This is a genomic window from Pseudomonas sp. A014 (assembly GCF_052378495.1).
Lineage (GTDB): Bacteria > Pseudomonadota > Gammaproteobacteria > Pseudomonadales > Pseudomonadaceae > Aquipseudomonas > Aquipseudomonas machongensis.
On record NZ_CP199001.1, the window covers coordinates 2,434,551 to 2,448,109 of the forward strand.

Sequence of the window (13,559 nt, forward strand, 5' to 3'; positions counted from 1 at the left end):
TGAGGCCCTCCGCAACACCCCCAAACCCCGATTGTTCGAAGTTGTAACAGCCCCATATGCGCCAATTGCCGCCTTGTTGAACACTCGTTTAGTATCTTCTCCAAGCCCACCCCAACCACAACAACTCGAGGCTTCCCATGACCAGCCTGTTGACCACCCTCGAAGCCGGTGTCGCCTGGATCACGCTCAACCGCCCCGACCAGCGCAATGCCCTGGACATCCCCACCCTCAAGCACCTGCACAGCCTGCTCGAAGACTTCAACGCCGACCCCGCCGTGCGCGTGGTGGTACTGACTGGCAGTGGGCGCAGCTTCTGCGCTGGCGCCGACCTTGCCGAATGGGCCGAGGCCGAGGCTCGCGGCGCCTTGGAAAGCTACGGCTGGACCGAAACCGCCCATGCCTTGATGCAGCGCCTGCACACCCTCGACAAACCCACCCTCGCCGCGATCAACGGCACCGCCGTCGGCGCCGGCATGGACCTGACCCTGTGCTGCGACCTGCGCATCGCCGCCGCTTCGGCGCGCTTCAAGGCTGGCTACACCAGCATGGCCTACAGCCCTGACGCGGGCGCCAGTTGGCACCTGCCGCGGTTGATCGGCAGCGAGCAGGCCAAGCGCCTGCTGTTCCTCGACGAGCTGTGGGGCGCCGAACGGGCGCTCGCCGCAGGCCTGGTGGGCGAAGTCTGTGCCGACGATCAACTGCTGACCGTTACAGCCGAACTCGCCTCACGCCTGGCCCAGGGCCCGACCTTCGCCTTCGCCCAGACCAAGCGCCTGATCCGCGACGGTGCCCAGCGCACCCTGGCCGAGCAATTGTCTGCAGAACTGGCCGCCGGGCTGCTGTGCGGGCGCAGCGAGGACGGTGCCGAGGCACTGCGCGCCTCCGTCGAGCGCAGGCCCGCGCGCTTCGTCGGCAAATGACCTTCCAACACCTCCCTCAGTACCTTCTCCAGGACCATGCCAGATGAATTTCCAACTGACCCAAGAACAAGAAATGTTGGTGGAAGCGGTACGCAGTTTCGTTGCCAAGGAGCTGCTGCCCCACGAGGAAGAGGTCGACCGCGCCGACGCGGTGTCACCCGAGCTGGCGGCGCAGATCCGCGGCAAGGCCATCGCCGCAGGCTTCTATGCCTTCAACATGCCCGAAGAGGTCGGCGGTGGCGGGCTTGATTACCTGTCCCAGGCGCTGATCGAGCGTGAGTTGTCGAAGGTGTCCTGGGCCGTGCACGTGTTCGTCGCACGCCCTTCGAAAATTCTCATGGCCTGCAAGGACGAGCAGATCAACGACTACCTGCTGCCCAGCGTGCAAGGCGAGAAGATCGATTGCTTCGCCCTCACCGAGCCTGGCGCCGGCTCCGATGCCAACGCGATCAAGACCCGCGCCGTGCGCCAGGGCGACGACTTCGTGATCAACGGCAGCAAGCATTTCATCAGCCATGCCGGGCATGCCGACTTCGCCATCGTCTTCGCGGTCACCGATACCTACGAGCACAACGGCCGCAAGCGCAATGCCGTGACCGCTTTCCTGGTCGATCGCGGCACCCCGGGCATGACCATCCGCCGTGGGCCCAAGTGCGTGAGCAATCGCGGCTACCACACCTATGAGCTGTTCTTCGACGACTGCAAGGTGCCCGCCAGCAAGGTGCTGGGCGAGGTCGGCAAGGGCTGGGAAGTGGCCAACGCCTGGCTGACCGCCGGGCGTGTGATGGTCGCCGCCAACTGCGTCGGCCAGGCCCAGCGTGCACTGGACCTGTCGCTGCAGTGGTCGGCGGATCGCAAGCAGTTCGGCCAACCGATCGGCAGTTACCAGGGCGTGTCGTTCAAGCTTGCCGACATGGCCACCCAGATCCGCGCGGCCGAGCTGCTGACCCTGCACACCGCCTGGAAAATGGACCAGGGCAGCATGACCGATGGCGAGGCCGGCATGGCCAAGCTGTTCGCCAGCGAAGTGCTGGGCAAAGTCGCCGATGAAGCGGTACAGATCTTTGGCGGCATGGGCCTGATGGACGAGGGACCGGTGGAGCGCATCTGGCGCAACGCGCGGATCGAACGGATCTGGGAGGGCACGTCGGAGATCCAGCGGCACATCATTTCCCGCGAACTGCTGCGCCCTCTGCTGCGCTGATCGGGCTGGAGAACACTCATGTCGCAGTCGATTCGTGACAACCTCAAGCGCCTGCTGGCGCCGCGGCACCTGGCCTTCGTCGGTGGCCGCAGCATGGCCCGCGCCCTCAAGCGCTGCGCCGAAGGCGGGTTCCAGGGCCCGATGTGGCTGGTCAACCCGCAGCACCCCAGCATCGATGGCATCCCGTGCGTGGCCACCGTCGCCGAGCTGCCGTGCGGCCCGGATGCCGTGTTCATCGCCACCAACCGCGAGCTGACCCTGAGCTGCGTCGAACAACTCGCCGCGCTCGGTGCCGGTGGGGCTATCTGCTACGCCTCTGGCTTTGCCGAAAGCGGCGCCGAGGGCGAGGCCTTGCAGCAGCGCCTGCTGCAGGCGGCCGGCCACATGGCCCTGCTCGGGCCCAACTGCTATGGCCTGCTCGACTACCTGCACAGCGCCGCGCTGTGGCCGGTCGCCCATGGCGGCAAGACGGTCGAGAAGGGCGTGGCGATCCTCACCCAGAGCGGCAACTTCGCCTACAACCTGTCGATGAGCGACCGCTCGCTGCCGGTGGCCTACATGGCGTCGGTCGGCAACCAGGCGCAACTGGGCGTGGCCGAGTTGATGGACGTGCTGCTGGACGACCCGCGCGTCACCGCCATCGGTCTGCACCTGGAAGGCTTGAAGAATGTGCCTGGCTTTGCCCGCGCCGCGCACAAGGCGCTGGAGCGCGGCACGCCGATCATCGCGCTGAAGACCGGCGTGTCGCAGATCGGTGCCGAACTTGCGCTCAGCCACACCAGTTCGTTGTCCGGCTCCGATGCGCTGTACGACGCCTTGTTCAAGCGCCTGGGCGTGATTCGCGTAAGCGGCCCGGTAAGCTTCGTCGAGACCCTCAAGGCCGCCGCCTGCGGGCAGTTGCCCCAAGGCGGGCGGCTGATCGCCCTGGCCTGCTCGGGCGGTGATGCCGGGCTGATCGCCGACTATGCCGAGCGCAATCAGCTGAGCCTGCCCAAACTTGAGCAGGGCCAGGTCGATGAACTGGCCCAGGTGCTGCCCAGCTACGCCAACCTGGTCAACCCGCTGGACTTCACCACGGCCATCTGGGGCGACGGCGAGGCGCTGCAGCGTATGCTCGACAGCGCCCTGCGCAGCGATGCCGATGCGGCGATGCTGGTGCTCGACTATCCGGCCGAGTTCACCGGCGAGCGCAAGGAGTGCGACCTGCTGCTGGCGCTGTACTGCCAGGCCCTGGCGCGTCACGGCAAGATCGGCTTCGTCACCTCGGCCTTCCCCGAGCTGCTGCCGGCCAGCGCCCGTGAGTATCTGCATGCCCATGGCATTGTGGCGTTACAGGGCGTGGAAGATGGCCTGGCGGCCTGGGGGCGGATCGTGGCGTACCAGGCCAATCGACAGCGCCTGCTGGCGTTGGGCGAGTCCGCACTGGTGCCGTTGTGCCCGCAGGCGCTGACTGGCAAGGCGCGCTTGCTGGACGAGTGGCAGTCCAAGCAGGCCCTGCGGCCCTTTGGTTTGCCGGTCCCGGACGGTCGGCTGAGCTCGCCCGGTTCGGCGCTGGCCGATTCGGCCACTGTCGGTTTTCCGCTGGTGCTCAAGGCCGTCAGCGCGCAGTTGCCGCACAAGACCGAAGCCGGCGCGGTGGCGCTGAACCTGCGTGATGGCCGGGCGCTCGAGGCAGCGCTGCACCAGATGCGCGAACGTATCCACGCCCATGCGCCGCAGGTGCCGTTTGATCGAGTACTGCTCGAACCGATGGCCGAGCCAGCGTTGGCCGAGCTGATCGTCGGCATCAAGCGCGAGAACGGTTTTGCCCTGGCACTGGTCATCGGTGCGGGCGGGGTGCTGGTCGAGCTGCTCAAGGACAGCGCCAGCCTGCTGCTGCCCACCACCGATGGCGCCATCCGCGCCGCCTTGCTCGGGCTGCGCAGCGCTGGATTGCTGCAGGGCTTCCGCGGGCGTCCGGCGGCCGACCTGGATGCCTTGGTGGCCGCGATACGCGCGGTGGCCGACTACGCCTGCGAGAACGCCAGCCAGTTGCTGGAGCTGGACGTAAATCCACTGATGGTCGGCGCCAACGCCACCACGGCGGTCGATGCGCTGATCCGCCTGGGCCAGGCCTGAGGAGATGAACATGCATGACAAACCCTTGACCGGCGGCCAGGCCCTGGTCCGATTGCTGGCCAACTATGGCGTCGACACCGTGTTCGGCATCCCCGGCGTGCACACGTTGGAGCTGTATCGCGGCCTGCCTGGCAGTGGCATCCGCCATGTGCTGACCCGCCATGAACAGGGCGCTGGCTTCATGGCCGACGGCTATGCGCGCATCAGTGGCAAGCCGGGCGTGTGCTTCGTCATCACCGGCCCCGGTGTGACCAATGCCGCCACCGCCATCGGCCAGGCCCACGCCGACTCGATTCCGTTGCTGGTGATTTCCAGCGTCAACCACAGCGCCAGCCTGGGCAAGGGCTGGGGTTGCCTGCACGAGACCCAGGACCAACGCGCGATGACCGCGCCGATCACTGCCTTCTCGGCGCTGGCCCTGAGCCCGGAAGACCTGCCTGAGCTGATCGCCCGCGCCTGGGCGGTGTTCGACAGCGAGCGACCGCGGCCGGTGCATATCTCGGTGCCGCTGGATGTGCTGTCGGCAGCGGTGGCGCGTGACTGGAGCGCCGAGGTGGTACGCCGCCCTGGCCGCAGCGTGCCGGACCGCACTGTGCTGGATCAGGCGGCGGCCAGGCTGGCTGCTGCCAAGCGCCCGATGATCATCGCTGGCGGTGGGGCATTGCAGGCGGGTGCTGAACTGGCCGCGCTGAGCGAGCGCCTGGCTGCACCGGTGTTCACCAGCGTGGCAGGCAAGGGGCTGCTGCCGCCTGAGGCGCCGCTCAGTGCCGGCGCGAGCCTGTGTGTGGAGCCTGGCTGGCAGATGATCGCCGAGGCTGACGTGGTGCTGGCGGTGGGGACCGAGATGGCCGACACCGATTTCTGGCGCGAGCGCCTGCCGATCAACGGCGAACTGATCCGCATCGACATCGACCCGCGCAAGTTCAACGATTTCTACCCTTGCGCGCTGGCTCTGCAGGGTGATGCGCGCCTCACCCTGGCCGGGGTGCTGGAGCATCTTCCCCAGGTTCGTCGCGACGCCACGGCGGTCATCCAGGCGGTTGCCGGCCTGCGCGAGGCGGTGAGGGCAGGGCATGGTCCGTTGCAGCGGCTGCACCAAGGCATTCTCGATCGTGTGGGCCGGGCATTGCCGGACAATGCCTTCATCAGTACCGACATGACGCAGTTGGCCTATACCGGCAACTACGCCTTCCCCAGCAAGGCGCCGCGCAGTTGGCTGCATCCCACAGGGTACGGAACCCTGGGGTATGGTCTACCCGCAGGCATCGGCGGCATGTTCGCCGGTGGCGAGCGTCCGGGCCTGGTGCTGGTGGGTGACGGCGGCTTCCTGTACACCGCGCAGGAACTGGCCACGGCGGTCGAGGAGCTGGACCGGCCGCTGGTGGTATTGCTGTGGAACAACGATGCGCTCGGGCAGATCCGCGACGATATGCTGGGCCTGGATATCGAGCCCATCGGCGTGCTGCCGCGCAACCCCGACTTCATCGGCCTGGGCCGCGCCTTCGGTTGCGCCGTGGCGCAGCCCGGCAGCCTCGATGAACTGGAGCAGGAACTCAGGAACGGATTCGCGCGCAATGGCGTCACCCTGATCGAATTCAGGCATGCCTGCGCCCATTGATGGAGGCTTTTCATGCGTTTTTCCAAGCTGACCCAGCGCATCGCCGGTGACGGCGCTGCGGCCTGGGAGATTCATTACCGCGCCCTTGAGCTGCAGGCTCAGGGCCGCGACATCCTGCTGCTGTCGGTGGGCGACCCGGACTTCGACACCCCGGCGCCGATCGTCCAGGCCGCCATCGACAGCCTGCAGGACGGCCACACCCATTACTCCGATATACGCGGCAAGCGCGCCCTGCGCCAGGTCATCGCCCGGCGCCACCAGCAGCGCAGCGGCCAAGCCGTCGATGCCGACCAGGTGACGGTGCTGGCCGGTGCCCAGTGCGCGTTGTTCTGCGTGGCCCAGTGCGTGCTCGATCCGGGTGACGAGGTGATCGTCGCCGAGCCGATGTACGTCACCTACGAGGCCGTGTTCGGCGCCTGTGGCGCCACGGTGGTGCCGGTGCCGGTCAAGCCCGAGCATGGCTTTCGCGTGCAGGCCGAGGATGTTGCCGCGCGCATCACCCCACGTACCCGTGCGCTGGCGCTGAACAGCCCGCACAACCCCTCTGGAGCCAGCCTGCCGCGCAGTACCTGGGAGGCGCTGGCCGAGCTGTGCGTGGCCCGTGACCTGTGGCTGATCAGCGATGAGGTGTACAGCGAGCTGTTGTACGACGGCGAGCACATCAGCCCTGGCAGCCTGCCGGGCATGGCCGACAGGACCGCGACCCTGAACAGTCTGTCCAAGTCGCACGCCATGACCGGCTGGCGGGTTGGCTGGGTGGTCGGCTCGCCCGCGCTGGCCAGCCATCTGGAGAACCTGGCGCTGTGCATGCTGTATGGCTCGCCGGACTTCATCCAGGATGCCGCGGTGGTGGCGCTGGAGCAGCGCCTGCCGGAGCTCGAAGCGATGCGCCAGGCCTATCGACAGCGGCGCGACCTGGTCTGCGAACGCCTGGCCGATTGCCCAGGGGTGAAGGCGCTCAAGCCCGATGGCGGGATGTTCGTGATGGTCGATATCCGCGAGACCGGCCTCAGCGCCCAGGCGTTTTCCAGCCTGCTGCTGGAGGAACATGGCGTGTCGGTACTGGCGGGCGAGGCGTTCGGGCCGAGTGCGGCGGGGCATATTCGCCTGGGGCTGGTGCTGGGTGCCGAGGCGTTGAGCGAGGCTTGCCGGCGGATTGCCCGCTGTGCGGCGCAGGTGCTGGAGGGCCGGGTGGTCAAGGGGTGAGGCGAAGGGCCCTTTCGCGGGCAAGCCCGCTCCCACAGGTCATCAAGAAATGTGGCGAGCCAGTGGGAGCGGCGGTTCGCCGCTGCGACTTGCCCGCGAAAGGGCCGGCCCTGCCAATCAACCTTCCACAGCCCCCTCAACCGGTCGATCAAACGCAACGAACAACTGGTCCGCCGTGATCGCCCCCAGGTCCAGGCGCATGTTCGCCTCCAGCATCGCAAACAGCCGGGTGAACACCTCGAACACCTTGCAGTGATCCTCCATCCCCGAAAACGGGTTGTCGATCTTCTCGGCGATCAGCGAGCTCTCCTGCACTGCGTCGTACACCTCGCGCAGGGTGATTTCGCTGGCCGGGCGGGCGAGGGTGAGGCCGCCCTGGGCGCCGCGCCAGGACTTGAGAATGTTGGCCTTGACCATCTGCGAAGCCAGGCTGCGCACCCGTGTGGGGTGCACCTTGACCCACTTGGCGATGGTCTCGGTGCGCAGTTTCTGCGGCGCGTTGGCGGCCACGAACGAGAGGATGTACGAGGCGGTGATCAGGCGGGTCGATTGGCTCATCGGTAAAAATCCCTGGTGAATCGCAAAGTCGGTGTCCCTGTGAAAATCCATCTTGGCAGGGGCATGCCAATGAGTCTAATGTATTTGTCACGATGACAATTACAAATATTCGGTCATCGATGCCTGCGATCCTTCTTTCAGCGGTTCAACAGGGGCAATGCCATGAGCGATAAGAACAACAAGATCACTCAAGCGATGCCCGGCGGCGGCCTGCCACGTCGGGAGTTCCTCAAGTACAGCGCGGCAGCGGCGACCTTCGCCGGCGCCTTCTCCCTGGGCCTGCCCCTGACGGGCTGGGCCGAGGAGGTTACCCCCAAGGCTGGTGGTACCCTGCGCATGGGGCTGGCCGGGGGCAGCACCACTGACTCGCGTGACCCCGGCACCTGGGCCGACACCTTCACCTTCGTCGGCTTCTCGGCGGTCTACAACACCCTCAGCGAAATCAGCGTCGACGGCACCGCCATTCCGGAGCTGGCCGAGCGCTGGGAGTCCAGCCCCGATGCCAAGGTCTGGACCTTCTTCCTGCGCCAGGGCGTGACCTTCCACGACGGCAAGAGCCTCGATGCCGGCGATGTGGTCGCCTCCATCCAGCATCACCTGGGCGAGAAATCCACCTCGGCGGCCAAGACCGTCCTCGGCGATGTTGCCGTGGTGCGTGCCCAGGACGCCGCCACCGTGGTGTTCGAGCTGCACTCGGGCAACGCCGACTTCCCCTATGTGGTCGCCGACTACCACCTGGTGATCATGCCCGCCAAGGACGGCGCCGCCGACTGGCAGGCCGGTATCGGCACCGGCGGCTATCGCCTCAAGCACTTCGAGCCGGGCGTGCGCATGGACCTGGTGCGCAGCCCCGATTACTGGAAGCCGGGCAGGGCGCATTTCGCCACGGCCGAGTTGCTGTCGATCGCCGACGGCGCGGCGCGGGTCAATGCCCTGGTCACAGGCCAGGTGGATGTGATCAACAAGGTCGACCTCAAGACCGTGGCGCTGCTCAAGCGCAACCCGCAACTGGTGATCGAGGAAACCAAAGGCGCCCAGCACTACACCTTCCCCATGCTCTGCGACACCGCGCAGTTCCAGGACAACAACGTGCGCCTGGCGCTCAAGCACGCCATCGACCGCCAGGCCCTGCTGACCTCGGTGCTGTACGGATACGGCCAGATCGGCAACGACCACCCGATCCAGCCTGGCAGCCGCTTCATCAACACGGCCCTGGAGCAGCGGGTATATGACGCCGACAAGGCGCGCTTTTACCTCAAGCAGGCCGGCATGGACAGCCTCAAGGTGCGCCTGCAGGCCTCCGACGCCGCCTATACCGGTGCGGTCGACGCCTCGGTGCTGTTCAAGGAGCAGGCGCGCAAGGCCGGTATCGACATCGACGTGGTGCGCGAGCCGGCCGACGGCTTCTTCACCAACGTGTGGATGAAGCAGCCGTTCACCACCTCGTTCTGGTACTCGAGCCTGACCGCCGACCGCATGTTCAGCATCGGCTATGCCAAGGGCGCGGCGTGGAACGAGACGCACTGGGACAACCCGCGCTTCAACCAGTTGCTCAACGCTGCCCGTGGCGAGATGAACGCTCCGCTGCGCCAGGAGATGTACAACGAAATGCAGGCGCTGTGCCGCGACGATGGCGGCGCCATCGTGCCGCTGTTCGCAAGCTCCGTCGCGGCGCGCTCCCGGCGGGTGATGCACGGCGGTGTCACCGCTCCTTACGGCGAGCTGGACGGCCTGCGCCTGATCGAGCGCTGGTGGCAGGCCTGAATCCCCCTTTCGTCGCGAGGACCGTACGGTGAATAGTCTCTGCAAACTGCTCGCCCAGCGCCTGGCCCTGGGCCTGCTGTCGCTGCTGGCGGTGTCGGTGATCATCTTCCTGGCGGTGGGCATGCTCCCGGGCGACGTGGCCCAGGCCATGCTCGGCCAGGCCGCCACCCCGGAAACCGTGGCTGCTCTGCGCAGCCAACTGGGCCTGGACCAACCAGCGCTGACGCGCTTCTTCCACTGGGGCTGGCAACTGCTGCAAGGCGATCTCGGCGTGTCGCTGGCCAACCAGCGGCCGATCGCCGAGCTGATCGGCGCACGCCTGGGCAACACCTTCAGCCTGGCGCTGCTGGCGGCCCTGGTGTCGGTGCCACTGGCGCTGCTGCTGGGCATGCTGGCGGCGCTGTACCGCAACAGCTGGTTCGACCGGCTGCTCAACACCAGCGCCCTGAGTGCGGTGTCGTTCCCGGAATTCTTCGTCGCCTACATCCTGATCCTGGTGTTTGCGGTGAAGCTGGCCTGGCTGCCAAGCATCTCCAACCTCTCCCCGGATGCCTCCCTGGGCGAGGTGCTGGAGCGCTCGCTGCTGCCGGTGCTGACCCTGAGCCTGGTGGTGGTGGCGCAGATGATGCGCATGACCCGCGCCTCGCTGATCAACCTGCTCGCCAGCCCCTACATCGAGATGGCCCGGCTCAAGGGTATCGGCCAGGCGCGGATCATCTTCCGCCATGCCTTGCCCAACGCCCTGGCGCCGATCGTCAACGTGGTGGCGCTGAACCTGGCGTACCTGGTGGTTGGCGTGGTGGTGGTCGAGGTGGTGTTCGTGTATCCGGGCCTGGGCCAGTTGCTGGTCGACTCGGTGGCCAAGCGCGACATCCCGGTGGTGCAGGCCTGCAGCCTGATCTTCGCCGCCACCTACATCCTGCTCAACACCAGTGCCGATGTGCTGTCGATCGCCAGCAACCCGCGCCTGATGCATCCAAAGGGGTAGCCCATGAGCCTGTACACGCAATTGCGCCGTGCGCCGCTGAGCGCCAAGTTCGGCCTGCTGGTGATCCTGCTGTATGTGCTGGTGGCGCTGTTCGCGCCGCTGGTGGCGCCGTTCGGCGAAACCGAAGTGGTCGGCGAGGGCTTTGCACCCTGGGGCGGGCAGTTCCTGCTCGGCACCGACAACCTGGGCCGCGACATGTTCAGCCGCCTGGTCTACGGCGCACGCAACACCCTGGGCATCGCTTTCCTGACCACCGTGCTGGCCTTCGCCCTGGGCGGCTTCTGCGGGCTGGTGGCGGCGATTCGCGGCGGCTGGATCGACCAGGGCATGTCGCGGGTGGTGGATATCCTCATGGCCATCCCGCAACTGATCTTCGCCTTGCTGATCCTCAGCGTGGTCGGCACCACCACCACTTCGTTGGTGCTGGTGATCGCGCTGCTCGATGCCACCCGGGTGTTCCGCCTGTCGCGGGCGGTGGCGATGAGCGTGGTGGTGCAGGACTTCGTCGAGGCTGCGCGGCTGCGCGGGGAAGGGCTGTGGTGGCTGGTCACCCGCGAGGTGCTGCCCAATGCCGCAGCGCCGCTGATCGCCGAGTTCGGCCTGCGCTTCTGCTTTGTCTTCCTGTTCATCAGTGCACTGTCGTTCCTCGGCCTGGGCATCCAGCCGCCCACCGCCGACTGGGGCAGCATGGTGCGCGACAACGCCGTGCTGATCACCTTCGGCGATGTCAGCCCGCTGCTGCCGGCGCTGGCGGTGGCGCTGATCACCGTGAGCGTGAATTTCGTCGTCGACTGGGTGCTGCACAAGTCCAGCGGCCTGAAGGAGTGCTGAGCATGAAACCGCTACTGGAAATCCGCGACCTGCATATCGAAGGTCACTCCGACGACGCCTGGCACCCGCTGGTCAAGGGCATCGATCTGACCCTGCAGCGCGGCGAGGTACTGGGCTTGATCGGTGAGTCGGGGGCCGGAAAGTCGACCCTTGGCCTCGCTGCGATGGGGTACGTGCGCGACGGCTGCCGCATCGCCCGTGGCTCGGTGCGCTTCGACGGCCAGGAACTGGTCGGCGCGGCCCCCGAAGTACTGCGCAAGCTGCGCGGCCTGCGGGTGGCCTACGTGGCGCAGAGTGCCGCAGCGTCGTTCAACCCGGCGCATCGGTTGATCGACCAGCATGTGGAAACCGCCGTGGTCAACGGCGGTATCGACCGCGCCACTGCCGAGGCCGAGGCGGTCGAGCTGTACCGCGTGCTGCGCCTGCCGGACCCGGAGAACATCGGTCGACGCTACCCACACCAGGTGTCTGGCGGCCAACTGCAGCGGGTGATGACCGCCATGGCCATGGCCTGCCACCCGGACTTGATCGTGTTCGACGAGCCGACCACTGCGCTCGACGTGACCACCCAGATCGAGGTGATCGCCGCCATTCGCGATGCGGTCAAGCGCTTCGGCAGCGCAGCGTTGTACATCAGCCACGACCTGGCCCTAGTGGCGCAGATCGCCGACCGCATCATGGTGCTGCGCCACGGCAGCCTGGTCGAGGAGGCTGCCACCCGCACCATGCTCGGCGCCCCGAGCCAGAACTACACCCGTTCGCTGTGGGCGGTGCGCAGCTTCCATACCGAACCCAAGCCCAGCCAGGTGCAGGCCCGGCCACTGCTCGAGGTGCGCAATGCCTCGGCCAGCTACGGCGCCCAGCCGGTGCTGCACGATGTGTCGCTCAAGCTGCAGCGCGGCCAGACGCTGGCGGTGATTGGCGAGTCCGGCAGCGGCAAGAGCACCACTGCGCGGCTGATTACCGGGCTCCTGCAACCGAGCAGTGGTCAGGTGCTGTACGACGGTGAAGCCTTGCCGGCCGACTACCGGCGGCGCAGCAAGGAACAGTTGCGACGCATCCAGATGATCTACCAGATCCCCGACACCGCGCTCAATCCACGCCAGCGCATCGTCGACATCATCGGTCGCCCACTGGCGTTCTACCTGGGGCTCAAGGGCAGGGCGCTGCGCGAGCGGGTCGCCGAGCTGCTGGAGATGATCGAGCTGGACCCTGCCAGGTTCATGGAGCGCCAGCCCCGCGAACTGTCCGGCGGGCAGAAACAGCGAGTGTGCATCGCCCGCGCCCTGGCCGCCGAGCCGCAACTGATCATCTGCGACGAGGTGACCTCGGCCCTCGATCAGCTGGTGGCCGAAGGCGTGCTCAAGCTGCTCGACCGCATCCAGCGCCAGCTGGGCGTGGCCTACCTGTTCATCACCCACGATGTGGCCACCGTGCGCGCCATCGCCGACGAGGTGATGGTGATGCAGCGGGGCAGGGTGGTGGACCAGGGGCGGCGCGAGTCGATCTTCACCCCCCCGTATCAGGATTACACCGGGCTGCTGTTCTCTTCCGAACCGCAGATGGACCCGGACTGGCTCGACCGCCTGCTGGCCGGTCGCGCCGCTGCCACTACCCAGCCAATTGCCGAAGGACAGCTTCCATGAACGTACTGATCGTCCACGCCCACCCTGAACCGCATTCCTTCACCGCCGCCCTGCGCGACCAGGCGGTGGAGACTTTCAAGGCCCAGGGACACCAGGTGCAGGTCAGCGACCTGTACGCCATGGGCTGGAATCCGGTGGCCAGCGCCGAGGATTTCAGCACCCGTGAAAACCCGGAGTATCTGGTCTATGCGCTGGAACAACGCCTGGGCGTCAAGAGCGGCTCCATCGCCGCGGATATCCAGCAGGAGCTGGACAAGCTGCTGTGGGCCGATCTGCTGGTGCTGAACTTCCCGATCTTCTGGTTCTCCGCCCCGGCCATGCTCAAGGGCTGGATCGACCGGGTACTGGTGTCGGGGGTGTGCTATGGCGGCAAGCGTTTCTACGACCAGGGTGGCCTGGCGGGCAAGAAGGCGCTGGTGACCGTGACCCTGGGCGGGCGTGAGCACATGTTCGGCGAAGGGGCGATCCACGGGCCGCTGGAGGACATGCTGCGGCCGATCCTGCGCGGCACCCTGGCCTATGTCGGTTTCGAGGTGCTGGCGCCGTTCGTGGCTTGGCACGTGCCCTATATCAGCGACGAGGCGCGGGGTGAGTTCCTGGTGCAGTATCGTCAGCGTCTGGAACAGCTTTCGGATGACCAGCCACTGGTGTTCCCGCGTCTGGAGCAGTTCGACGAGGCACTGTATCCGTTGCGGTGATGGGGGAA

Annotated in this window: 11 protein-coding genes; 10 read left to right on the forward strand and 1 reads right to left on the reverse strand. The window is 66.8% G+C overall.

The features are described 5' to 3' along the window. Positions 1 to 137 precede the first annotated feature (137 nt). From ACTYOL_RS11060 to ACTYOL_RS11080, 5 genes are read left to right on the forward strand one after another with little or no spacing between them, the layout of a single operon-like run. Positions 138 to 920, forward strand: a complete 783-nt coding sequence (locus ACTYOL_RS11060; RefSeq protein WP_153774932.1) for an enoyl-CoA hydratase/isomerase family protein — start codon at positions 138 to 140, stop codon at positions 918 to 920. Between the two features lie 43 nt (positions 921 to 963). Then, positions 964 to 2,124 (forward strand): acyl-CoA dehydrogenase family protein, encoded by a 1,161-nt coding sequence (locus tag ACTYOL_RS11065; protein WP_065863505.1) that lies wholly within the window; start codon positions 964 to 966, stop codon positions 2,122 to 2,124. Positions 2,125 to 2,142: 18 nt separating this feature from the next. Next, positions 2,143 to 4,242 carry an acetate--CoA ligase family protein gene (locus ACTYOL_RS11070; RefSeq protein ID WP_444757922.1) on the forward strand — a complete coding sequence of 700 codons (2,100 nt, stop codon included), beginning with the start codon at positions 2,143 to 2,145 and terminating at the stop codon, positions 4,240 to 4,242. Between the two features lie 10 nt (positions 4,243 to 4,252). After that, positions 4,253 to 5,860, forward strand: coding sequence for a 5-guanidino-2-oxopentanoate decarboxylase (locus ACTYOL_RS11075; protein WP_444757923.1), 1,608 nt, complete (start codon positions 4,253 to 4,255; stop codon positions 5,858 to 5,860). A gap of 12 nt (positions 5,861 to 5,872) precedes the next feature. Continuing rightward, positions 5,873 to 7,066 carry a pyridoxal phosphate-dependent aminotransferase gene (locus ACTYOL_RS11080; protein ID WP_444757924.1) on the forward strand — a complete coding sequence of 398 codons (1,194 nt, stop codon included), beginning with the start codon at positions 5,873 to 5,875 and terminating at the stop codon, positions 7,064 to 7,066. Positions 7,067 to 7,183: 117 nt separating this feature from the next. On the opposite strand, the gene ACTYOL_RS11085 is transcribed toward ACTYOL_RS11080, so the two are convergent. After that, positions 7,184 to 7,624: an RrF2 family transcriptional regulator gene (locus ACTYOL_RS11085; protein WP_063544552.1), complete on the reverse strand. Its 441-nt coding sequence runs from the start codon at positions 7,622 to 7,624 to the stop codon at positions 7,184 to 7,186. Between the two features lie 162 nt (positions 7,625 to 7,786). Here ACTYOL_RS11085 and ACTYOL_RS11090 point away from each other — a divergent pair, with 162 nt between their 5' ends. From ACTYOL_RS11090 to ACTYOL_RS11110, 5 genes are read left to right on the forward strand one after another with little or no spacing between them, the layout of a single operon-like run. Then, the gene (locus ACTYOL_RS11090; RefSeq protein ID WP_153773933.1) at positions 7,787 to 9,388 is read left to right on the forward strand and encodes an ABC transporter substrate-binding protein; all 1,602 of its coding nucleotides are present in this window, start codon (positions 7,787 to 7,789) and stop codon (positions 9,386 to 9,388) included. A 28-nt stretch (positions 9,389 to 9,416) separates the two neighbouring features. Then, a complete protein-coding gene (locus ACTYOL_RS11095) occupies positions 9,417 to 10,376 on the forward strand; it encodes an ABC transporter permease (protein WP_054894144.1) in 960 nt (319 codons plus the stop codon). Positions 10,377 to 10,379: 3 nt separating this feature from the next. Next, the gene (locus tag ACTYOL_RS11100) at positions 10,380 to 11,207 is read left to right on the forward strand and encodes an ABC transporter permease (protein WP_054894145.1); all 828 of its coding nucleotides are present in this window, start codon (positions 10,380 to 10,382) and stop codon (positions 11,205 to 11,207) included. A 2-nt stretch (positions 11,208 to 11,209) separates the two neighbouring features. Further along, positions 11,210 to 12,853 (forward strand): ABC transporter ATP-binding protein, encoded by a 1,644-nt coding sequence (locus ACTYOL_RS11105; protein ID WP_444757925.1) that lies wholly within the window; start codon positions 11,210 to 11,212, stop codon positions 12,851 to 12,853. Then, positions 12,850 to 13,551 carry an NAD(P)H-dependent oxidoreductase gene (locus ACTYOL_RS11110; protein ID WP_063544558.1) on the forward strand — a complete coding sequence of 234 codons (702 nt, stop codon included), beginning with the start codon at positions 12,850 to 12,852 and terminating at the stop codon, positions 13,549 to 13,551. The genes ACTYOL_RS11105 and ACTYOL_RS11110 overlap by 4 nt, the downstream gene beginning before the upstream one ends. The last annotated feature ends 8 nt before the right edge of the window (positions 13,552 to 13,559 follow it).

Coding starts and splice junctions, on each gene's coding strand:
- ACTYOL_RS11060 (WP_153774932.1), top strand. CDS start 138: ATGACCAGCCTGTTGACCACCCTCGAAGCCGGTGTCGCCTGGATCACG.
- ACTYOL_RS11065 (WP_065863505.1), top strand. CDS start 964: ATGAATTTCCAACTGACCCAAGAACAAGAAATGTTGGTGGAAGCGGTA.
- ACTYOL_RS11070 (WP_444757922.1), top strand. CDS start 2,143: ATGTCGCAGTCGATTCGTGACAACCTCAAGCGCCTGCTGGCGCCGCGG.
- ACTYOL_RS11075 (WP_444757923.1), top strand. CDS start 4,253: ATGCATGACAAACCCTTGACCGGCGGCCAGGCCCTGGTCCGATTGCTG.
- ACTYOL_RS11080 (WP_444757924.1), top strand. CDS start 5,873: ATGCGTTTTTCCAAGCTGACCCAGCGCATCGCCGGTGACGGCGCTGCG.
- ACTYOL_RS11085 (WP_063544552.1), bottom strand. CDS start 7,624: ATGAGCCAATCGACCCGCCTGATCACCGCCTCGTACATCCTCTCGTTC.
- ACTYOL_RS11090 (WP_153773933.1), top strand. CDS start 7,787: ATGAGCGATAAGAACAACAAGATCACTCAAGCGATGCCCGGCGGCGGC.
- ACTYOL_RS11100 (WP_054894145.1), top strand. CDS start 10,380: ATGAGCCTGTACACGCAATTGCGCCGTGCGCCGCTGAGCGCCAAGTTC.
- ACTYOL_RS11105 (WP_444757925.1), top strand. CDS start 11,210: ATGAAACCGCTACTGGAAATCCGCGACCTGCATATCGAAGGTCACTCC.
- ACTYOL_RS11110 (WP_063544558.1), top strand. CDS start 12,850: ATGAACGTACTGATCGTCCACGCCCACCCTGAACCGCATTCCTTCACC.